Annotated in this window: 26 protein-coding genes; 4 read left to right on the forward strand and 22 right to left on the reverse strand. The window is 49.8% G+C overall.

Annotated elements, in window-relative coordinates; genetic code table 11:
• On the forward strand, positions 1–224 hold a 224-nt coding region (locus ACTL32_RS16410), incomplete at its 5' end, for a hypothetical protein (protein ID WP_441342476.1).
• Positions 225–252: 28 nt separating this feature from the next.
• Here the strand turns inward: ACTL32_RS16410 and ACTL32_RS16415 are convergent.
• The 20 genes from ACTL32_RS16415 to ACTL32_RS16510 form a co-directional block, all read right to left on the reverse strand.
• The gene (locus tag ACTL32_RS16415; RefSeq protein WP_441342477.1) at positions 253–453 is read right to left on the reverse strand and encodes a YwbE family protein; all 201 of its coding nucleotides are present in this window, start codon (positions 451–453) and stop codon (positions 253–255) included.
• A 91-nt stretch (positions 454–544) separates the two neighbouring features.
• Positions 545–1,834, reverse strand: a complete 1,290-nt coding sequence (locus ACTL32_RS16420) for a DUF2382 domain-containing protein (protein WP_441342478.1) — start codon at positions 1,832–1,834, stop codon at positions 545–547.
• A 196-nt stretch (positions 1,835–2,030) separates the two neighbouring features.
• Positions 2,031–2,996, reverse strand: a complete 966-nt coding sequence (locus ACTL32_RS16425; RefSeq protein ID WP_441342479.1) for a glutaminase — start codon at positions 2,994–2,996, stop codon at positions 2,031–2,033.
• Between the two features lie 56 nt (positions 2,997–3,052).
• The gene (locus ACTL32_RS16430) at positions 3,053–3,658 is read right to left on the reverse strand and encodes an alpha/beta hydrolase (RefSeq protein ID WP_441342480.1); all 606 of its coding nucleotides are present in this window, start codon (positions 3,656–3,658) and stop codon (positions 3,053–3,055) included.
• Positions 3,659–3,827: 169 nt separating this feature from the next.
• Positions 3,828–4,712, reverse strand: a complete 885-nt coding sequence (gene hslO, locus ACTL32_RS16435; RefSeq protein ID WP_441342481.1) for an Hsp33 family molecular chaperone HslO — start codon at positions 4,710–4,712, stop codon at positions 3,828–3,830.
• Positions 4,713–4,718: 6 nt separating this feature from the next.
• Positions 4,719–4,961, reverse strand: a complete 243-nt coding sequence (locus ACTL32_RS16440; RefSeq protein WP_441342482.1) for a DUF896 domain-containing protein — start codon at positions 4,959–4,961, stop codon at positions 4,719–4,721.
• A gap of 18 nt (positions 4,962–4,979) precedes the next feature.
• Positions 4,980–5,462, reverse strand: a complete 483-nt coding sequence (locus ACTL32_RS16445; RefSeq protein ID WP_441342483.1) for an RrF2 family transcriptional regulator — start codon at positions 5,460–5,462, stop codon at positions 4,980–4,982.
• Positions 5,463–5,594: 132 nt separating this feature from the next.
• Positions 5,595–6,128: a chromate transporter gene (locus ACTL32_RS16450; protein ID WP_441342484.1), complete on the reverse strand. Its 534-nt coding sequence runs from the start codon at positions 6,126–6,128 to the stop codon at positions 5,595–5,597.
• Positions 6,125–6,688 (reverse strand): chromate transporter, encoded by a 564-nt coding sequence (locus ACTL32_RS16455; protein ID WP_441342572.1) that lies wholly within the window; start codon positions 6,686–6,688, stop codon positions 6,125–6,127. The genes ACTL32_RS16450 and ACTL32_RS16455 overlap by 4 nt, the downstream gene beginning before the upstream one ends.
• A gap of 29 nt (positions 6,689–6,717) precedes the next feature.
• The gene (locus ACTL32_RS16460; protein ID WP_441342485.1) at positions 6,718–8,322 is read right to left on the reverse strand and encodes a gamma-glutamyltransferase family protein; all 1,605 of its coding nucleotides are present in this window, start codon (positions 8,320–8,322) and stop codon (positions 6,718–6,720) included.
• 60 nt (positions 8,323–8,382) lie between these two features.
• Positions 8,383–9,384, reverse strand: a complete 1,002-nt coding sequence (locus ACTL32_RS16465; RefSeq protein WP_441342486.1) for an ABC transporter ATP-binding protein — start codon at positions 9,382–9,384, stop codon at positions 8,383–8,385.
• On the reverse strand, positions 9,350–10,363 hold the full coding sequence (locus ACTL32_RS16470; protein ID WP_204891197.1) for an ABC transporter ATP-binding protein: 1,014 nt from the start codon (positions 10,361–10,363) through the stop codon (positions 9,350–9,352). Before ACTL32_RS16470 ends, ACTL32_RS16465 begins: the two co-directional genes overlap by 35 nt.
• Before the next feature lie 8 nt (positions 10,364–10,371).
• The gene (locus tag ACTL32_RS16475) at positions 10,372–11,934 is read right to left on the reverse strand and encodes an ABC transporter substrate-binding protein (protein ID WP_441342487.1); all 1,563 of its coding nucleotides are present in this window, start codon (positions 11,932–11,934) and stop codon (positions 10,372–10,374) included.
• Positions 11,935–11,952: 18 nt separating this feature from the next.
• Positions 11,953–12,840, reverse strand: a complete 888-nt coding sequence (locus tag ACTL32_RS16480; protein ID WP_441342488.1) for an ABC transporter permease — start codon at positions 12,838–12,840, stop codon at positions 11,953–11,955.
• 15 nt (positions 12,841–12,855) lie between these two features.
• Complete coding sequence (gene nikB / locus ACTL32_RS16485; protein ID WP_204891200.1) at positions 12,856–13,797, reverse strand: nickel ABC transporter permease; 942 nt, start codon at positions 13,795–13,797, stop codon at positions 12,856–12,858.
• 473 nt (positions 13,798–14,270) lie between these two features.
• Positions 14,271–14,720 (reverse strand): Lrp/AsnC family transcriptional regulator, encoded by a 450-nt coding sequence (locus ACTL32_RS16490; RefSeq protein ID WP_204891201.1) that lies wholly within the window; start codon positions 14,718–14,720, stop codon positions 14,271–14,273.
• 106 nt (positions 14,721–14,826) lie between these two features.
• Positions 14,827–15,273, reverse strand: coding sequence for a GNAT family N-acetyltransferase (locus ACTL32_RS16495; RefSeq protein ID WP_441342489.1), 447 nt, complete (start codon positions 15,271–15,273; stop codon positions 14,827–14,829).
• A gap of 114 nt (positions 15,274–15,387) precedes the next feature.
• A complete protein-coding gene (locus ACTL32_RS16500) occupies positions 15,388–16,236 on the reverse strand; it encodes a patatin-like phospholipase family protein (RefSeq protein ID WP_441342490.1) in 849 nt (282 codons plus the stop codon).
• Positions 16,237–16,251: 15 nt separating this feature from the next.
• Positions 16,252–16,929, reverse strand: coding sequence for an SOS response-associated peptidase (locus ACTL32_RS16505; RefSeq protein WP_441342491.1), 678 nt, complete (start codon positions 16,927–16,929; stop codon positions 16,252–16,254).
• 64 nt (positions 16,930–16,993) lie between these two features.
• Positions 16,994–17,686, reverse strand: coding sequence for an aspartate/glutamate racemase family protein (locus ACTL32_RS16510; RefSeq protein WP_441342492.1), 693 nt, complete (start codon positions 17,684–17,686; stop codon positions 16,994–16,996).
• Between the two features lie 130 nt (positions 17,687–17,816).
• Between ACTL32_RS16510 and ACTL32_RS16515 the strand changes: the two genes are divergently transcribed.
• Positions 17,817–18,248, forward strand: a complete 432-nt coding sequence (locus ACTL32_RS16515) for a hypothetical protein (protein ID WP_441342493.1) — start codon at positions 17,817–17,819, stop codon at positions 18,246–18,248.
• Positions 18,249–18,375: 127 nt separating this feature from the next.
• Entirely contained in the window at positions 18,376–19,575 is a 1,200-nt protein-coding gene (locus ACTL32_RS16520) for an MFS transporter (protein ID WP_441342494.1), read from the forward strand.
• A 442-nt stretch (positions 19,576–20,017) separates the two neighbouring features.
• Here ACTL32_RS16520 and ACTL32_RS16525 read toward each other — a convergent pair whose 3' ends face one another.
• Positions 20,018–20,206 (reverse strand): hypothetical protein, encoded by a 189-nt coding sequence (locus ACTL32_RS16525; RefSeq protein ID WP_441342495.1) that lies wholly within the window; start codon positions 20,204–20,206, stop codon positions 20,018–20,020.
• A gap of 73 nt (positions 20,207–20,279) precedes the next feature.
• Positions 20,280–20,759 carry a metal-dependent hydrolase gene (locus ACTL32_RS16530; protein WP_441342496.1) on the reverse strand — a complete coding sequence of 160 codons (480 nt, stop codon included), beginning with the start codon at positions 20,757–20,759 and terminating at the stop codon, positions 20,280–20,282.
• A gap of 95 nt (positions 20,760–20,854) precedes the next feature.
• Here ACTL32_RS16530 and ACTL32_RS16535 point away from each other — a divergent pair, with 95 nt between their 5' ends.
• Complete coding sequence (locus ACTL32_RS16535; protein ID WP_441342497.1) at positions 20,855–21,481, forward strand: YfbR-like 5'-deoxynucleotidase; 627 nt, start codon at positions 20,855–20,857, stop codon at positions 21,479–21,481.
• Positions 21,482–21,548 lie beyond the last annotated feature (67 nt).

The following is a 21,548-nucleotide window of genomic DNA, read 5'->3' on the forward strand; positions in this document are numbered from 1 at the left end:
CCGGCGAAGCGGCGCTTTTTGCCGCACAGCCGGGTTGGCTTATGACCCCGAGAATCTGGGCGCCGGAGACTGGACACTTAGAAAAGCGCAAGCGCCCCGGTAGATTCGACGGGCATAAGACGGACCGGCGAAGCGGCGCTTTTTGCCGCACAGCCGGGTTGGCTTATGACCCCGAGAATCTGGGCGCCGGAGACTGGACACAAAGAAAAGGCTCCACTAGGTGAGCCTTTTCAACAATCTCATATCCGCTCTTTATTTATCGCTTAGAATTTCACACACGCGCCCAACTTGCCCGTCTTGAAGACGGACTTTGATGCCGTGCGGATGCGTCGGCGAATTGGTCAATAAATCTTTAACAATTCCGCGGGTTTTCTTGCCGCTCCGCTGGTCCTGTTTCAAGATGACGTTGACCTCGAGACCGGGTTTGACATCGCTTCTTTTCTTGCCATCCATTGCAACTCCTCCAGACTTCCTCTTCTATTATACGCCAGATGCAGAAAAAAAGACGGGGAGATTTCCCCCGTCCCGGTCCTGCTATTACTTATTACAAACGGCCTTTACGGTTGCGGTCCAAATCGTCTAGGTCGTCATCGCGTTTGTTGAAGGTCGTGCCTTCGTCGATATCCGCTTCTTCTTTGCGGACCGTTTCACGCACTGTTTCCGTATCTTGGACTTTTTTCTTGCCGACAACGATTTCTTCGCTGACAACGTCAGTTTTAGAAACTTCCACACGCTCTTCCGTCAATGGAATGTGGATTGTATCGCCTTCCTGATAAGCCGCAGCGTCCGTTCCGCTCACTTCTTCATCAACCGGGCGCCGTTCAACATACACTTCTTCACGTTCTACCGGCACATCAATCGATTGCTCACTTTCTACAACGTGTTTGCCGACGTTCACTTCGCCTGTCTGGACACGGTCCTTGTTGACATGCAGACGCTCTTCATGAAGGCGCAGACGCTCTTCTTCCGTTGCATCACGGTCCAAGTCATTGTCCCGGAAATCATTGTCTCTGAATTCATTGGTTGTACGATCGTCTCTTCTATTCAAACGATCACTCTCCAAGTCATTATCCCGGAAATCATTGTCTCTAAATTCATTTGTTGCATGATCGTCTCTTCTATTCAAACGATCACTCTCCAATTCATTGGTTGCACTAAAGTCATTCACGTCGCGATCACTTCTTCCATCTACAGAAGCACCTGGCCCTAAGCCAAATCCTGTTCCTGTATCACGCCCTACCCCAGCCGTCTCATCCTCGTCCAGACGACGTGATGCCGCTACATCGTCTGAATCGATCATTCCACGGTCGCGGTGGTAGTTGATGTCATTCGATTCGTTTGTGTCCACTGTCAAGCCATCGCGGGCCACTGTTCCCGAATCGCCATAGCTGCGCGGTTCGCCTGAATCGGCTGCACCGACATATCCTGCAGCTCCAGTAGTGTTGTTCAACGGGTCGCCGTAAACTGAGCTGCCCCGCTGCGTATTGTTGTTCGAGTACGTATCGCCGATTTCCTGGTCGACAAACAAGAGGATCTTGCCATTTTGCACATCTTGGTAATAGCGGTCCGCCTCCTGGTCATCTACACCCATGCCGGAGAATGCTTCACGCACGGGTTCATTTCCGGAAAGGAAGCCCATGAACTTGTCCATCCAGCCGCCTTCTGCAGATTTATAATCCACATCCGTCCGGCCGCGGACCATTGAGAGCTGATCCTTGTCGTGCGCCATAACGTACATATGGTCTTCCGAAATCCCTTGCCCTTTTAAGTCTTCGATTTTTCGCAATACTTCGGTTTCGCTGTCAAACGTCCCCATAAACTTATTGTTGGCCATTTTCGATTCCTCCAATTTTTTATGTGTATCGTTGAAAAACCTTGCTACCTTGAAGATACCCGGACCAAAATTCCTTAAACATTTTATTGATTTTTCAGGACTAATGTATTATAATGCATGAACTTGTCATCTCCATGCAACATTTCTTCATTTCCAATAAAAAAACGGCCTGCAATTGCTGGTTGCAGGCCGTCTTCTAAAATATGCTCAAATCCCATTCCTTGGAAATCTGCCGCAGCATCATGGTGCCCGCCGCGCTATTCCCTTGTACATCGATTGCCGGCCCGTAGACGCCGATCCCGGCACCGGCACGAAATTCATTTGTTTGCGAATGAAGCTTCGGTGGCACGGCCGCCATGATTCCACCCGACACTCCGCTCTTTGCCGGAATGCCGACATGCGCCGCGAAATTGCCGGACGAATTGTACATGCCGCACGTCACCATCAAGACTTTTGCCACTTGGGCAATTTCTTCGGAGAAGTGTTTTTCTTTGGTGATCGGATTGAACCCGTCATAGGCGATAATCAGGCCGATCAAAGCCAGATCTTTGACGCTGATTCGGATGGAACATTGCCGGATGTAGATATCCAGCGCCTCTTCGACTTCGATATCGAGAAACTTCGCTTCTTTCAGGTAATAGGCCAGCGCCCGATTGCGGTGGGAGGTCTTCCATTCAGAATCGTAGACTTCCTTGTCCATTTCGAGCGGATGCCCGACCAGGCTTTCCAGAAACTTCAGCAGGTATTCGTATTTCTTCTGGCTTGTGGGCCCCGGCAGCAACGCGGACACCGTAATGGCTCCGGCATTGATGAATGGATTGAACGGCTTGTTCGGCCGATGGATTTCAAATGGGATGATCGAATTGAATGCTTCCCCGGTCGGTTCGACATCGACACGTTCCAAAACAAATTCCAATCCGTAATGGCAGCTGAGGGCAATGAATGTCAGCGCTTTTGAAATGCTCTGCAGCGTGAATTCCTTGTCTGTATCCCCTGCACAGTAATAATGGCCATCTTCGTCCACCATGCAGATGCCGAGAAGGCTCGGGTCCACTTTGCCAAGCGCCGGAATATACTGCGCAGTTGTCCCAAGCACCGCATGACCTTTGTTTTCCTTGACCCACGCTTCCAATTGTTGTTGGATATGCACATTCTCCTGCATCTTATCCCTCCTCTGAAAAGTTGAAAGGCCCCTCTAACAGAAGGGGCCTTTAATTTTTATAGATTACTGTCATACCAGCGTTTTGCCGCTTCCACTTCCGGCATCGTCAATTGATGGCCGTAGTTTTCCCAATGAAGGTCCACTTTCGCTCCTGCTGTTGCCAGAAGCTGCTGCAGGTCCGTGGATTCCTCCGCCGGACAGATCGGATCATTGGTTCCAGCTGCGATAAACACAGGAGTCCCCCCTAAATCGGGCAGTTGTGCTTCGCGGTTTGGCACCATCGGATGGTGAAGAATCGCGCCTTTCAAGGCATCCTCATGGGTGAACAGGAGATTGGCTGCAATATTCGCACCATTGGAATAGCCGACCGCTACAACGTTTCTACGGTCAAATCCATGCTCTTCTGCCGCTTTCCCGATGAAGTCATACAGCTCTTTTGTCCGGAACTTCAGGTCTTCCATGTCGAATACGCCTTCAGCCAGCCGCTTGAAAAAGCGCGGCATGCCGTTTTCAGAGACATTGCCCCGCACGCTCAGTACCGAAGCTTCGGGATCGATATGGGCTGCGAGCGGCAGCAGATCCTGCTCGTTCCCTCCGGTGCCGTGCAGCACCAAAAAGACCGGTTTTTCTTTATTTGAACCTTGTTTGAATAAATGCTTCATTTTGTTACCTCCCACGTAATCAGGTCGCCCTGTTGGTTACTTTCCCTTTTTGGACTAAGATAAACTTATCTTGAATTCGAGATAATAATAGCATATCGCCTCCCAAATTCCAACCCATCCGCATTCTTAGACAAACAAAAAATCACCTCCGCAGCAGCGGAGGCGCCCTTTAAATGATGGTTTCTTCAAGCATGTCTTCAAGGTTTTCTTTCGTAAACAAGTACTTTTCATTGCAGAAATGGCATTGGGCTTCGGCTTGGCCGTCTGTCACGATCATGTCCTGGATTTCTTCCGATCCGAGGCCGACAATGGCGTTGGAAATCCGGTCTCGCGAGCATTGGCATTGGAAGTTCACAGGCATGGTTTCCAGGAATTTGACGTTCCCCGAGCCTAGCACTTCTTCCAGGATTTCTTCCGGCGTCAAGTCGTCGCGGACCATATTCGAAATCGTCGGGATTTCCGACAGGCGTTTTTCAATACCTGAAATCACTTCTTCGGATGTACCCGGCATCAACTGGATAATAAAGCCGCCAGATGCCTGGATGGTGTTGTCGGGGTTGACAATTACGCCGACACCGACAGAAGAAGGCACCTGCTCTGAAGTAACGATGTAATGGGTGAAGTCTTCGCCCAGTTCGCCGGAGACAAGCGGCACTTGGCCGACAAACGGCTGAAGCAGCCCGATGTCTTTTGAAACCGATAGCGTGCCTTCGGTTCCTACCGCTCTTCTTACATCCAATTTCCCTTTTTCATTCAAATCGAAATGGGTCTGCGGATTGGAAACATAGCCGCGGACTTCCCCTTTGGCATTAGCATCTACCAGAATTGTTCCCAGCGGACCGTTGCCGTTGATCTTGATCGTCAATTTCTCTTCGCCTTTCATCATGGCACCGAGCATGACGCTGGCCGTCATGGAACGCCCGAGTGCTGCTGATGCTGTAGGCCATGTATAATGGCGGCGTTGGGCTTCGCCCACTGCAAGAGTTGTCCGGGTTGCATAAGCACGGATTTGGCCGTCATAAGCCAAAGCTTTTACTAAGTAGTCATTTTTCATTTATTTTCACGTTCTTTCTATTAGAGTGTAGGATTTTGCATTCTTTACGTTTTTAGCTTTTTTAGGAGTTACGTCTTTGCCGAGCGGATCGATGACAGTCATGTTCGTGACCGTGCTTTCGACCTGCCCGCGGATCTCCCGCAAATAATCCTCGCGAAGCACTTGCTGCTCCACTTTTTCCGCATTGGTCAATCCGGTTTCTTTCGCTTTTTTCGAAAGTTCATTTATTCTGGCCAAACTGGCGATCATCTCTTTCCGCCCCTTTCTTTAACATACCATTTTATCTTTCAGCCATTGCTCAAGCATTTCAGTCTGCTGGAGGAACCGCTGTTCCTTCATCTTTTCCGCAAGCAAGGCAATGGTTTCACGCTGCATGACCTTAGTCCAGGCCGTTTCTGCCTCTTCCATCAAACCGGCTAACAGGCAGCTATCCTCTTTTGTTTCCAGATTCAGCATATCGCCCAGAATCCCGCTTGGCGAGTAAAGCGATTGCTGACCTTCCACTGCAAGGTAGACGTCATATACACAGATCTCTTCGGGCCGCTTCTGCAGCTTGAATCCGCCTTTGGCGCCCGGCACTGATGCGATGAGGCCGGCGCTTACCAGCTTTCTCAATAGTTTCTGGAAATAAGTCGGCGATGCATTCAATTGCTGGCTGATGGCTTCGCCCGGCAGCACGGCTTTGCTTGGCAGCATATTCAGCAGAAGAATCGCATATACCGATTGTTCCACTCCCGTTTTCATGTGCAATAGTTCCACCTCAATCCCATGCTAACGCGGATACTGTTTGTCCGCTTTGGATATCATAATTTATCTCGAAACAATAGTAAAATAATCTGCTCAACATAAAAACCACCTGCAGGATACAGGTGGTTCTGCTCATTATATGAGCCCGGAAATGCCTCCGTAAGCGAGGGCGAGCAGTATGACGAATGCCGGATGGATTTTCCGGATTTCGAGCATCCAGTAACTGACGGCTATGAGCACGATGGTCTGCACACTTCCTGAAGTTTCATAGGAAGCCAGGAAGAACTGGAGCGTCATTGCGCCCAGCAGCACAGCGATGATCGGCCGGATCATTTTGGTGATGTTTTTGACTTTCGGTGAATCTTTATACTTCATCAATGTCATCATCAGGCCGATCATAAGGATCAAAGACGGTGCCACGGAAGCGAACAAACCGATCATTGACCCGAGAATGCCGCCTTCCATATAACCGATGTATCCCGCCATTTTAGTGGCAATCGGGCCAGGCAGCGCATTGCCGAGCGCCAGCACTTCCCCGAATTCCTGTGTCGTCATCCAGCCATAGCGGTCGACGACTTCTTTTTCCACCAACGGGATCGATGCCGGTCCGCCCCCATACCCCAGAATGCCCGGAATGAAAAAAGCGAGAAAAATGGACCAATAAATCATTTGGCTGCGCCTCCCTTCCTGAATCCGATCAACACAAGGAGAAGCACGCCGACAATCAGAATGACCGGATGGACGTGCAGTACTTCCATCAGAAGAACGGATACAGCGAGCAGGAACAACGCCCTTGGCCAGCCGAGCGACTGGCCGGATTTTTTGATGAAGTCCCAGGTCATGACCGCGAGCATGACGCCGACAACAGGCACCACTGCTGCAGACATACTGTTCACCCATTCAACGCCTTTGAATTGCTGCAAAGCGCCCAAGAGCAAGATCATCAATAATACAGTCGGCACGGCGACGGCAACCAAGGCGATGATGCAGCCGATGATTCCGCCGACCCGGTAGCCGATATAGCCTGCCATCTTGGTGGCAATCGGTCCGGGCATGGTATTTCCCAGCGCCAGCGTGTCCCCGAATTCGTCTTCCGACATCCATTTATACTTCTTGACCGCTTCTGCATGGAAAAGGGGAATGGCCGAGGGCCCGCCTCCGAAACCCAGCATACCGACACGGAAAAAGGCGGCGAACAAGTCGGTATTCGTTTTCAGTCCAGCGCCCATGCCCGGTTTCACCCGGTTTTTCCCTTCGGTTACCAAACAGCCACTGCTCCGTCCGTACGAGATTCTGTGCCGCCTGCCAGAATGCCCGTTTCAGGATTTCGCCAAATGATCTGGCCGCGGCCGAATGCGCCGCCGTCGGTAGCTACTTGAATCGCATGGCCTTTGCGGGCAAGGGCCTGCGCCAAGTAATTCGGGAAGTTTGGTTCCACCAAAATCGTCTTGTCCCCCATCCATTGCCATCTCGGCATATCAAGCGCTGCCTGCGGATTCAATAAATAGTCGATCGTATTGGTGACCACCTGGAAATGCCCTTGCGGCTGCATATAGCCGCCCATGACACCAAACGGGCCGACTGCTTTCCCGTCTTTTGTCAGGAATCCTGGAATAATCGTGTGGTAAGTACGTTTCCCACCTTTTAAAACATTTGGGTGCTGTTCTTCAAGCGAGAAATCAGCGCCCCGGTTCTGAAGGCCGATGCCTGTTCCAGGGATGACGATTCCAGAACCGAAGCCCATATAATTGCTCTGGATATAGGAGATCATATTGCCTTCTTCATCAGCAGCCGACAAATACACCGTTCCGCCTTTCGGCAATTCGTAAGGAACCGGCTGTGCCGCTTCTTCCCCGATAGTTCCCGCACGCTCTTTCGCATATTCTTCCGACAGCAAATGCTCCACACTAACCGGCATCGCTTCCGGCTCTGTGATAAATTCTTTGCCGTCTGTAAAGGCGAGTTTCATCGCTTCAATCTGCTCATGGTATGTCTCGGCATTTTGCCATTTCGGCTCACTGAGGTTTTTAAAGATGTTCAGGGCCATCAACGCTACCATCCCTTGCCCATTCGGCGGGATTTCCCAAACGTCATAGCCGCGGTAATTGGCTGACACCGGCTCAACCCATTCCGGCTTGAACGCAGCTAGATCCTCTTTTGCCAAGAAGCCATGATGCTGTTTCATGAAAGCATCGATCTTGTCGGCAAGCGGTCCTTCATAAAAGGATCGGCCATCGGTTTCGCCAATCTCACGCAGCGTAGAAGCATGGCCAGGCGATGACCAGACCTCCCCGATTTCCGGCGCCTTCCCATTCGGCGCAAACGTATCGAACCAAGCTTGGTATTCTTCCGTTGTGAATGAGGTCTTGAACTTCTCATAAGCAGCTTTCCAGTATTTCCCGAGAATCGGCGTCAATGGATATCCTTCTTCTGCGTATCGGATTGCCGGTTTCAAAGCTTCTGACAACGGAAGCTTCCCGAACTTGCTCGATAATTCCGCCCAGGCCGCTGGAACACCAGGAACCGTTACAGGAACCACGCCATGTACGGGCATCTTATCATGGCCTAGCGATTTCACCGCTTCTACTGAAATGCCTCCAGGTGCAGGTCCTGAACTATTCAATCCATGAAGCTTGTCCTTCACCCAAACCAAGGCAAATGCATCGCCCCCAATTCCATTGGATGTCGGTTCTACGACTGTCAATGCTGCCGCTGTGGCAATTGCCGCGTCGATTGCATTGCCTCCGTTTTGCAGGATTTCAATGCCGGCTTGAGCTGCAAGCGGCTGTGAAGTTGCTACCATGCCTTTTTTAGAGAATACCGTATGCCTTTTTGATTCGAAAGGGTGCTGTAAATAGTCCATTGAAATTCCTCCAGTTTCAGAATAAAAGCCAGCTGCCAGGGGTTTTCCCCAGCACCCGGCTCATAGTTTGCCTGCGAAATGGCATGCTGCAAAATGACCTTCTTCATGTTCCACAAAAGCCGGTTTGTCCACCCGGCAAACTTCCTGCGCAATCGGGCAGCGTGTATGGAAAGGGCAGCCCGAAGGCGGATTTGCCGGGTTCGGCATATCTCCGACCAGGCGGATGCGCTCCCGTTTGGCGTTGACTGTCGGCCTTGGAATCGCGGACAGCAGCGCTACAGTATAGGGGTGAAGCGGGTTATTGAATATCTTTGATACATCGCTCATTTCCACGGTATTCCCCAGGTACATGACCAGCACCCGGTCACAGAAGTAGCGGACGACGCCCAAATCATGGGAAATGAACATATACGATAGATTATACTTTTCCTGTATCGTTTTCAGCAACTTCAAGACTTGCGCTTGCACCGAAACGTCCAGCGCTGACACCGCTTCATCACAAATGATGAAGGAGGGATTCAAGGCAATCGCCCTTGCAATCCCGATGCGCTGGCGCTGCCCGCCGCTGAATTCATGCGGGTAGCGGTCGTAATGCTCCGGCTTCAGCCCCACTTCCCTTAACAGGCTCAGGACGGCATCTTTGCGCTCTCCTGCTGACATATCCGTATGCATCTTGAACACTTCATCAAGTGCATGGCCGATCCGCTGGCGCGGATTGAGTGAGGCGTACGGATCCTGGAAAATCATCTGCATTTCCTTGACGAACTTCTTCTTTTCTTTTCGGCTCAGATCTTGGATTTCCTGATGATCGAAACTGATTTTGCCATCTGTCAGCTCTTCAAGCCCCAAGATTGTACGGCCGAGCGTCGATTTACCGCAGCCGGATTCACCGACGACACCCAAGCTTTCGCCCTTATACAATTGGAGGGAAACAGATTCAACAGCTTTGACGTTTCCTACCACGCGTTTCAGCACGCCGCCTTTGATCGGAAAATACTTTTTGACGTTTTCCAATTCCAGCAGGACTTCAGGCTTCGACGGCAACTCTTCCACTGTTTTCATCTTTTTCACCCTCCTTTTCGTTCAGCCAACATTTTGCCGAATGGCCTTTGGATATTTCGAAATCAGGTGGTGACACCACCTTGCATTTGTCCATTGCAAATTTGCAGCGCGGATGGAACCGGCATCCTGAAATCTGTTCATTCAAGCCAGGCATATTGCCTGGGATCGGTTCAAGTTCGAATTCCGGATCGTCGACATTCGGAACAGAATTCAGCAAGCCGATTGTGTACGGATGGCTCGGATTGTTGAAAATCTCTTCTACCGGCCCTTCTTCAATCTTTTTGCCGGCATACATGACCATTACACGGTCCGCAACTTCCGCCACGACGCCCATGTCATGTGTGATCATCAGAACGCCCATGTCCAATTTTTCTTTCAAATCGTTAATCAAATCGAGAATCTGCGCCTGGATCGTCACATCGAGAGCCGTTGTCGGCTCGTCTGCGATCAGCAGGGTCGGATGGCAAGCGAGGGCCATGGCAATCATGACCCGCTGGCGCATGCCTCCGCTCAACTCATGGGGGTATTGGTTCAAGCGCTTTTCTGCATTCGGAATGCCGACTTGCTTCAGCAATTCGATGCTTTGTTTCGACGCCTGGGATTTTGAAACTTTATGGTGCAGCATCAGCGGCTCCCGCAATTGGTAGCCGATTGTCAGCACCGGATTCAGGGCCGTCATCGGCTCCTGAAAAATCATAGACATTTTATTTCCGCGGATTTTCCGCATTTGTTCATTAGAGAGATTCTGGAGAGGTTCGTTGTTCAACAGAATCTCTCCGCTTTCAATTGAACCGTTCGAAGGCAACAAGCGCATCACAGATAACGAAGTAATACTTTTTCCGCATCCGGACTCTCCGACGATGCAAAGCGTCTCCCCTTTATCCACATGGAAAGAAACATCTCTGACCGCTTGCAATGTGCCTTCGGAAGTGCGGAACGACGTCACCAGATTATTTACTTCAAGCAGTCTCTGTGCCATATTCTTCCCTACTCTCTTGTTACGTCTTTCAAGCTCCATTGGCCGTTCGGATCCACTTTCAAGCCTTTGATCGATTTGTCTGTCGCAGATGTCACCAATCCGTGGTACATCACTACAGCTACGTCATTGTTGAGCATGTACATATTCGCATCGTGCAAATGTTTTTCGCGTTCTGCCTGATCAACTGTTGTACGGGATGCTTCCACCAATTTATCGAATTCAGCATCGCTGTATTGTGCACGGTTCGAGTTGCCGACGTTGTCGGAATGGAAGTTCGGGTACAGCATTTCAGAACCGTCGCTTGTTACGTTCGACCAGCTAAGGAATGTCAGGTCATACTGTCCTCCGCGGGCTGTATCAAGGAATGTCGCCCATTCCATCATTTCGATTTCAACGTTGAAGCCGGCTTCTGTCAATTGCGATTGAACAATCTCAGCCATCAAGACAAAGTTGTCGCGGTTTGCAGCAAGCAATTTGATCGGCTCATCGCCGAATCCGTTTTCTTCAACCAGTTGCTTCGCCAATTCCGGATCGTATGGTGTACCTGCTTTGTCTGCCTCTTCGTTATAGCCGAATACTTTCGGTCCAAGGACGCTGTCGCTTCTTACGCCCAAGCCGTTCAATTTTTCAACGAATGCATCACGGTCGATTGCACTCGCAACCGCTTTGCGGAAATCAGGGTTCTGGTTGCGCTCTTGTGAATGGTTGAACGTCAAGTAGTAGACTGGCGTTCCTTCCTGCTTTGTCACTTCTACGTTTTCAAGGCCTTCAATGCGTGAAATCTGTTCCGGCGGCAATGCATCAAGGAAAGAAACTTCCCCTGTCTGGAGCATTGAAATCGCGGTTGAAATTTCAGGGACGATTTTGAATGTCACTTTATCCAAGCCGACTTCGCCATCCCAGTAATCTGCATTCTTTTCAAGTACGATCTGGTTTCCTTGTTCCCAGCTTACGAATTTGAATGGGCCTGTTCCTACCGGGTTCTGCATCAAATCCTGCTTTTCGTCAGCTGTCGGGCTGATGATCGCTGCGTTCGAGTGGGAAAGGGCTGCAAGCAATGGTCCGTACGGGTATTTCGTTTTGATTTCTACTGTTGTTTCATCAACTGCCGTAACCGTATCCACCGGCTCTAAAAGAGAAGCACGCGGTGCGCCGGTTGCCGGGTCCCGCAATTTATCGAATGAGTATTTTACCGCTTCAGCATTGAAAGGAGTGCCATCCTGGAATTTGATGCCTTCTTTCAATTTGATGACCCATGTCAGTTCATCCGTGTTTTCATAGGATTCTGCGAGTTTAGGCTCCAATTCCATTGTTTCAGGATTGCGCTCAAACAGGTTTTCATAAATCTGCGTCATAACGTTCGAAGAAACGGAATCGTTCGTCATCGTCGGAGATAATCCGACTGCATCCGATGTGGAGGCATAAATGATTTCATTTTCTCCGCTGCTTGCAGAAGGTTCAGCATTTGAATCCGAACCTTGCTCGCCTTCCGGAATCGTGCTTCCGCCGGAACATGCGCTTAAAATCAGTACGCCGATCAATGTCAATAAAAGCAGCCAGTGTTTTTTCATTTAAATTCCCCCAATAGTTTATTGTTGTAAATCCATGTTCGGGTCTAGCGCGTCGCGCAAGCCATCACCAAGGACGTTGAATGCAAAAACCGTCAGCATGATGGCAATACCAGGGACGATCGTCAAATGCGGAGACGACCACATGAAATCTTGCCCCTGGGAAATCATTGCGCCCCACTCCGGCGTCGGCGGCTGTGCGCCAAGCCCAAGATAGCTGAGTGAAGCTGTCGAAAGAATGGCGGTCGCCATCCGCATTGTCGCAAAAACAATGATGGGTGCAGTGGCATTCGGCAGAATATGGCGTGCCATGATCCGCAGGTCGGATGCCCCCATCGAGCGCATCGCCATGATGTACTCCTTTTCCTTGATCGAGAGGACCGAGCCCCTGACAATGCGGGCACAGGTCGGAATCGACCATATGCTGATGGCGATCGCCACGTTCACCAAGCTAGTTCCAAGGATTGCAATGATCAGCATTGCAAGCAGAATGCCCGGGAACGAGAACAGCAAATCAACGATGCGCATGATGACGGCATCCAGTTTCGGATAGAACCCTGCAAGCATTCCGAGAACCACTCCGCCTATCAGGCCCAGCGAAACTGCTACAATCCCTACGACTAGTGAAATCCGGGCGCCGTATACGATGCGGCTCCAAACGTCCCGCCCGTAATTGTCAGTTCCGAGCCAATGCCCTTCGCTGAAGACCGGCAGCTCGCTGTTGGCCAAGTTCTGCTTGATCGGATCGTGTATCGTGATCATCGGCGCGAATATCGCCATCAGTATTTGCAGGATGACGATGATCAGCCCGGCTACTGCCAGCTTATTTTTGAACAAGCGCCGAATCGTCGTGACATAATATTTCTCGCGCTTTTTTTCTTTTACTGTAACTGTTTCAGCGGTTGCCATTGGGTTCCCCCCTTTTTAATCGTATTTGATCCGCGGATCAATATAGGTGTAGATGATGTCGACCAGCAAGTTGACGACCACGAATAAAGTCGCGACGAGCAGGACCGACCCTTGGACCATCGGGAAGTCGCGTGCTGCAATCGCATCGATCATCAAACGGCCTACGCCGTTGATCGCAAACACTTTTTCCGTGATGATCGTGCCGCCGAGAAGAAAGCCGAAGTTCAAACCGATTACAGTGATGATCGGGATCATCGCATTTTTCAATGTATGGATCCAGATTACATCTCTTTCTTTAACGCCTTTGGCGCGTGCAGTCCGTACATAATCAGCGCGGATGACTTCAAGCATCGAGGAGCGGGTCATCCGGGCAATCATGGCAGCTGAACCGGTCCCGAGTGTGATTGCAGGCAAAATCAATTGCTTGATTCCCTCAATTGTATAGAAGGGACTCGAAAGGCCGCCGACCGGCAGCCATTGAAGATTGACCGCGAAAATCAGGATCAGCAATGCTCCTAGCCAGAAGTTCGGGATGGAAATGCCGGCTAAGGCGAATGTCGTAGCCGAAGCATCCAGCCAGGAATTCTGCCGCAGTGCGGATATCAGCCCGGTAATGATTCCTATGATGACGGCGACCACCATGCTTGCAATGGCCAGCTTCAATGTATTTGGAAACCGCACTGCGATAGCTTCAGCTACCGGCTGGGATGTCTGGTACGAATAGCCGAAATCTCCCTGTACGGCATTGGAGACATAGCGGACATACTGTGTAAGAAACGGATCGTCCAAGCCCAAATTCGCTTCGATTGCTGCGATGTCGGATGCAGTTGCCGTGGGCCCTCCGATTATAGCTGCCGGATTTCCGGGCGCTATATACATCGAAGAGAAAACCAGAAACGATATTCCGAATAGCAGAAAAGCCAATTGGAAGATCCGGCGGATAATTAAAGCAACCATTTTTCCTCCCCCTTTATCATTTGTTAAGAGAAAACTTTAAATCGATTAACAAATGCAAACTTTTTAATAAATCTGATTATAGAACATCTAATTCCAAAAAGCTACATGAATTTTCAAAAAAGTACTATTTTCTTAGTTTAGCGATACAAAAAACTAGAAAACAGGGACTTCCTCTTTCTTTTTGTCTATTTTTAAATGTATAAGCGTTCTTTTCGAAACCCTTGGTTCTTCCAATTACCAATATTTCGGAAGACAAAAAGAAAAGCCCGCAGCGTCATGCTGCAAGCTTTAGATTATTGGAAAGATATAAAACACTTGTTTCTTAAACGATATTCCGCAAAACAGCTGCAAAGCTATTGTCTTTGTTCTGCCCAAAGCGCCGAAGCAAAATAAGAAGTTTAATTTGTTTATTAACTTATCTTTAGACATTTTCTCAACAACCTGAAAAGCCTGCAGCGTCATGCTGCAGGCTTTCAAAGCTTCAGTCCCGCACGGCTCTTGAAGCGCCGCAATAGGATATGGCTCTCTACCCGGGTAATCCCTTCAAGGGCATATAATTCTTCATTGATGAACTTTTCCAAATCGGTGAAGTCATCCACCAAAACATGCATATGGAGCGTCGACGGCCCTGTCATCTGATAGCAGCTCGCCACACTTGGGTTGTCCGCTAATGCTTCCGCCACTTCTACCAAGGATGACGGTTCGCAATCCACTTCAAAAAATCCGGATACTTTCTTTCCTACTTTTTCGCTGTTGATCACTACAGTGAACTTTTCGATCACGCCGGCTTCTGTCAGCTGATGGACCCGTTCTCGGACGGCCACACGCGAAAGATTCAACTCTTTGCCGATGTCGACATAGGACAGCCGCCCGTTGACCGTCAGCAGCTCCAATATCCTTTTATCTGTTTCATCCATTTTCATTCCAACACCTCGAAACTATATTTTTGATTATGATTATATGACTTTTGATTACGTTTTGAAAGTAAAAATTTATAAAATACGCCATATCGGAATCAAATGATTCTTATTATCTACTTTTCATAAACTCCGTACACCATATCCCCGGTTCCGGTTCGAATACCCGCAGCTCTTCAAATCCGTATTTCCGGTACAGTTTTTTCGCAGGTTCATTTGCCGAACCGGTACTCACTAAAAAATCCCGCCCCTCAAATTGCCGGAAAAGGCCTTCCAATAAATCTGAAGCGATGCCTTGCCGGAAGTACTCCGGTGCGACAGCCAGCCGGTGGATGTCAATCAAGTGGCCAACTTCTTTATAGGAAAGGAATCCTTTTAGCGGATTTCCGGTGTGGCCAAGGAAGGTTTCGTCCGCGTTCTGAATTTCCAGCACCGACTCTTTCAATTGCGGTATTCCTTCAAACCCCATCAATTCCGCTTCGATCCGGTAAGCAGATTGCTGGATTTTCCGGATTTCTTTCGCGTTTTTTTCCAGGCGGTGATTCAAAGCAATGATCATATGCATGCACCTCAATCAAATAGTAGCATAATTCCATCTATTGCAGGCGCCAAGCTTTGTCCAAAATAAAAAGAAACTGCCGGCATTCGGCAGTTTCTTCTGAATGTTCAGCTATCATTTTTCGATAAATCGCCGAATATCGTCCATCTTCAAATCTACGTCCTGATAGCCCTGGTTATAGAGCTGCGTAAGCTTTTTGGGATCCCGCTCCATACCGTTCACTTTGAAATGTACGGAAGGCTGGATCACCAGCACTTTCCCTTCCGCTTCCAGCCCTTCGATCATTTCCATCGTCTCGTTATAGCGGTCCGCCCAATTCTCCAGGCTCGCAATAATTCCGGGAAATTGCCGGTAAAAGGCTGGCACGATCCGGGCGAAGGAATTTCGTTTTTTGCGGTACCCTTTTTCCTTCGTCAAGATGATGATCGGTTTGGTCACCCCGTCCGAGAGCGCTTTTCGGATCGGCAAGGGATCTGCCAGCCCGCCGTCCATCAGCAGGCGCCCATGATATTCTACGGGCTGAGCCATCAGCGGAATGGAACTGGACGCACGGACGATGGTCAAAAAGTTTTCTGTATGGCCATGTTTTTCAAAATACACGGCTTCCCCGGTCATGCAATCTGTCGTGCCGACGAAAAATTCTTCAGTGGCGTGATGAAAATTCGAATAATCGAACGGCTCCAGCAAGTTCGGTATCTCATCAAAAATCAAGTTCATGCCGAAGAGCTCGCGCTTCAGCAAAAGGTTCTTTACCGAAATATAATCTGGATGATGGACATAGCCGATGGTCACTTTGTGGTTCCGCCCATTCTGCCGCGATACGTATGAAGAAGCATTGCACGCCCCTGCAGACACCCCGACGATATAATCGACAAACAGTTTTTCTTCGAGCAGCTTTTCAAGTACGCCGCCGGTGTAGACGCCGCGCATGCCTCCCCCTTCCAAGACCAAGCCGCTTTTCATCTGGAATCCCCCCTGTCATCCCACTTTCTTGATCAGTTCCGGTCCATTATGCTTTGGCGAATTGACAGCATCCGATACTTCATAAGCTTCCATTTCAGTGGAATCAAACGGTTTCAGCAACTTCCCAAGAACTTCAGGGTCCTCGATCCGAGGGTCCAGCCATATCTTTTCTCCTTCTTTTGATAAGACCACGGGCATCCGGTCATGGATTGTCCCCATCAATTCGTTCGCTCCGGTCGTCAAAATCGTGCAAGTGTTGACCGTTTTTCCATCCGGCGACTTCCAGGATTCCCACAGCCCCGCAAAAGCGAACGGTTCCCCCGATTTCAGTTTGACGAGCATGGGGATTTTCCCTTCATCTGTCCTCTGCCATTCATAAAAGGAATCCGCCAGAATAATGCAGCGTTTTTTCTTGAAGGCGTGGCGGAAGCTCGGTTTTTCCGCTGCGGTTTCCGCCCTTGCATTGATCATCTTATAGCCGATTTTTTCATCTTTGGCCCATGGCGGGACCAGCCCCCATTTCAGAAAGCCAAGCCTGTTTTTCGTTCCATCGTTCACGACTGCCAGCACTTCCTGGGAAGGCGCTATATTATAGCTGGCTGTGTAATCCGTTTCTTCGATTGAACTTTCCTCGATGCCGAAGCGGTCGAGTAGCGTCCGGTAATCCGTATATAACGAATATCTGCCGCACATATCGGTCACCTCCTCTATAAAGCTCCTTACATATAATATAACAGAATTTTCGAACTATGGTCTGTTATTTGCCCAGCGCTTTTTCCATGGCAGCCAAGGCGTGGATAGCTGTCGTATCAAAGAGCAGGGCGTCCGTATCTTCCGATTTGACCAGCAAGCCGATTTCCGTACAGCCGAGGATTACACCTTCTGCCCCTCTCTTTTCCAAATTGCTGATGGCTTTTAAATAGTACGCTTTCGATGTCTCCCTGATTTCGCCCAGGCATAATTCTTCGAAGATGATCCGGTTGATTTCCTGCCTTTCGCCTTCTTCCGGGATTATAGCTTCCAGACCGTGCGCCTCGAGCCGCGACTTATAGAAATCCATCTCCATGGTATAACGGGTGCCCAAAAGCCCGATTTTGCGGATGCCTGCGCCTTTCACTTTCACAGCGGTGGCGTCTCCAATATGCAAAAGGGGAATTCCGACATTCTGTTCAATGGTTCCCGCTGCTTTGTGCATCGTATTCGTACAGATGACAATGAATTCAGCCCCCGCCCGTTCGAGCGACTCCGCAGCTGCGCCCAGCACCTCTCCGGCTTCCTGCCATTTCCCCTGAACCTGCAGGGCTTCAATCTCTTCAAAATCCAGGCTGTACAAGATGCACTTGGCTGAATGCAAGCCGCCCAGCTGCCGCTTTGCTTCCTCGTTCAAGATCCGGTAATACTCGGCGGACGATTCCCAGCTCATGCCGCCGATCAAGCCGATTGTTTTCATAAATGCCCCTCCCTTCATTTTATCTTTCCTTCCTTCTTACGGCCCTTTGGCCCCCTGGGCCGCCATTCCCCCATTTTTGCGGAAAGAATGGTATACTTAAAGGACAACGAGCTTTACAAGGAGGAATTACATGGCTACTGCACGAGAAATGAGTCTGGTTAACAAGGATTTCCTGGTAGATGAATTAGGTCTGAAACAGCAAGGCAACTCTTCGGTATTCACGAGTGAAGATTGTTTTGTCCTGTCTCCATCAGTCCAACGGTATGAAAAAGGTTTCGATATCAGTGAATTCAGTTTGGCGAAATTCGACCCGGAGCGTCAGCAAGGCTTTTTGATCGTACGGTATATGGATACCTTTTTGATGGCCAAACTCGAAAGTTTCAAAGAAAAAATGATGCCGCCTGAACTTCAGATCAAAAAGAAAAACACCAAGCCGCATTGGAAGTTCACGGTTGCCGAAAATCCGGCTTACCATCTGGTGAACACGCAGAACAAAGAACTGCGTTACCGGCTTCAAGAACCATCCAAAAAACAGATCATTTCTTTTTTCAATAAAATATAGAACGGGCCCGCAATGGATTGATTGCGGGTTTTTTTCACGCTTTTTTCTTTCGGCATTCCAGCCTGGAGACGTTTTTTCCAGTTTAGTGGTAGACTATTGGTAATAAAATGAGAACGGAAGTGATCCCTTGGAGCCGAGACCCTATACTTCCAAAGACCGTGCGTTTTGGAAGATCATCTTCAGTTTGCTGCTTGCTTCGCTTTTTATATTTTCCAATCTGTATGCCGTCCAGCCGCTGCTGCCGTTGTTCGTCTCTGAATTCGGGGTGTCCGTTTCGGAGTCGAGCCTGTCGCTGTCGCTGGCGATTATCGGGCTGATCATCGGCCTGGTCGTCCTGGGCTTTTTTTCCGACCGCAACGGCAGAAGATCCTACATCATCTATTCTCTGCTCGGCTCGGCACTTCCTTTTTTTCTGATTCCGCTTTTCGAATCGTTCACGTGGCTGTTGGTGCTGCGTTTTATCCAAGGGTTTGCCCTTGCCGGAGTTCCGGCAGCTGCGCTCGCCTACATCAGCGAAGAAATCGACCGAAAAAACATCGGCTTTGCCACCGCTCTCTACATATCCAGCAATGCGCTCGGCGGAATGGCCGGCCGGGTGCTCTCCGGCTATTTGACGGACCATTTTTCCTGGCAGGTTACGTTTATCGTATTCGGTGCAGCCGGCTTGCTGTTGTTCGGCGCCGTTTACATGCTGCTCCCAAAATCCCGCCGTTTCGAGCCGTCGAATGCCAGTTTCCAAAAAGACCTCACCGGCTTCTTCTATCACTTGAAAAACCCGGCATTACTTGTGGTCTTCGGCCTCGGCGCCATTCTCCAGATTTCCTTCACAGGCGTCTGGACCTATTTGCCGTTCCACCTCGAGGCGCCGCCGTATTCGCTGCGGCTCCAGACGATTTCCTATTTCTTCTTCGCCTACGGCATCGGCATTATCGGCTCGCCGCTTGCCGGACGTGCAGCTGAAAGATTCGGCCTGCGCCCGGTCCGGCGGGCAGGCGTGTTCATCCTGTCGGCTGGCATCCTGCTGACGTTAAGTTCTTCTGTTTGGCTGATCGCCGCCGGGCTCTGCACAGCCTGTCTCGGATTTTTTATTGCCCACTCGCTGACTGCGGCTTCTGTCAGCCAGCAGGCGGAGCACCATAAAGGCAGCGCCTCCAGCCTCTATCTGGTCGCCTATTATATCGGAGTCGCCGCCGGCAGCTCGCTGCTCAGCCCGCTGTGGGGCGCCGGCGGTTGGACAGGGTTGGTGCTCACGACCGCCCTCCTCCCGGTCCTCTACTTGGCGGGATTGTCCATTTACCGGAAAAATGCCGCCTCGGCTTCTCGCTGAGGCGGCATTTTTTTGGCTGTCGAGAAACTTTCTAGAAAGTGAGTTCATAAAAGAAATGAACTGTTTACACCGCTTCGGTCGCTTGGGGCATGGCTTCCGCCATGAGCCGAGAAAGGCACTCGTCTCATAGCTTCGCCCAGCCCACGGACGCGCCGGCGCTGGATAAACTCTCTAGAAGAGAGAGGTACTTAATATCCTCTTGGTTCATTAGCTTCTCTTAGATATGGAGCAAAACAGCGGAGACACCTTCGGGAGCAGCGTAGCGACGAAGTGACGAGATCCACTCGGGCTGATAGCCCGAGTTAGCTCGGCGCGAGCCCGCGGTAAGCGTAGCTGTTTTGCGGAATATCGGCTTTTCATTTTAAAAGAAATAAAATTAATACTTTTCTCAACAAGTTGAAAAATGCCGCCTCGGCTTCTCGCTGAGGCGGCATTCTTTTAATTATTCTTCTTCTTTTTCCCTAATCGTATTCTGTTCATCGCCGATGCCCAAATTGCTGTGGGCGCTGTCATGTTCCATCTCGATTCCGTCTTCCTGCGACTCCTGCTGGATGCTCTCGAACTCTTCCCGCTCCCTGCGGTTTTGCTGCGGGGAAGAATTCCGGCGATTAGAAAAATCATCTTTTCCCATCGTTTTCGCCTCCTTAAAAGACTCTATGTGGAAGCTATTCCCCACTCTGCAGAAACAAAACACGGAATTGCCTTTAAAAATAGATGGAGAAGGCGCTGTAGCCATAATAGACCGCCAGCACAGAAAGCGCGGCAAAGACGGCGTGTTCCGATAAACCGCCTGTTGTGGCAGTCACGGGAAACCGTACAGTCACCCGCAGCGGGAAAAACAATTTGATGCCATTTTTGGTCGCCATATCCAAGATCAAATGGCTTGCCATCCCGACCAGAATGCCTGCAGCTGCTGCTTCGTTTATAGAAAGGGCATTCAGCAGGACGCCGGCCAGCAAAAGGAACAGCAGGCTATGGGTGAATGTCCGGTGGCCGAACAGCGTATTGATGATTTTGGACAACGCCGGGAACGACCTGCCTATTTTGCTTCCTCCATGGCAGATATCCGGCAGCAATGCGCCGATTGTCCCTGCGCACAGCAAGATGACCGGGTCATAGTTGGTGATCTGGGCAAATGCAAGGCTTGCTGCAATGCCGCCTGTGATGTGAGTTTTTCCAGTCATGATACGAGTTCTCCTTTTTTCGTGGTTCGCCTTTAATTATACGCAAAAATGGGTATGATGAGGGTAGAGAAATATAATTAAAGGAGTCGAGGGATTTGGGAATACATAAATTTTTCACCTCATTGAATGATTTGGAGCGGATCATCCGTGCTCCAGGCAGATTTAAATTCGAGGAACACAATGTCGCTGCCCATTCATGGAAGGTCAGCCAGTACGCCATGTTCTTTGCAACGATCGAAGAGAGAGCGGGCAAGAAAGTGGACTGGAAATCACTATATGAGAAAACCATTAATCATGATTTCGCGGAGGTTTTCATCGGCGACATCAAAACGCCGGTCAAACATTCCTCCCCTGAATTGAAAGAGATGATCGCCCGCGTCGAAGAAGGGATGATGGAGAAATTCATCTACCGGGAAATTCCCGAGGAATTCCAGGAAGTCTTTTTCGACCGGATGAAAGAAGGCAAAGATGCCACGACGGAAGGACGGCTGCTCGAAATGGCTGATAAGCTCGACCAGTTCTATGAGTCCTTTGCCGAATTGAAGCGGGGCAATTCCGATAAGGAATTTGTCGCTATGTACCGCATTGCACTGAAGAAGCTGCTTGCCATTCCACTCAAGGCAAGCGTCACCTATTTCCGCGATGAAATCCTCGAAGACGTCATGAACGAAGATTCAATCACCGATATCCGGAAAATCACCCGGCAGGTGCTCGCCGACTGACGAGAGCTTGTTATATGTTTTAGGCATAATTTATGGTAAATTTATAATAATACCAAAAAAACCCGGA

The sequence above is a fragment of the Planococcus sp. FY231025 genome (assembly GCF_052078085.1).
Classification (GTDB): Bacteria; Bacillota; Bacilli; order Bacillales_A; family Planococcaceae; genus Planococcus.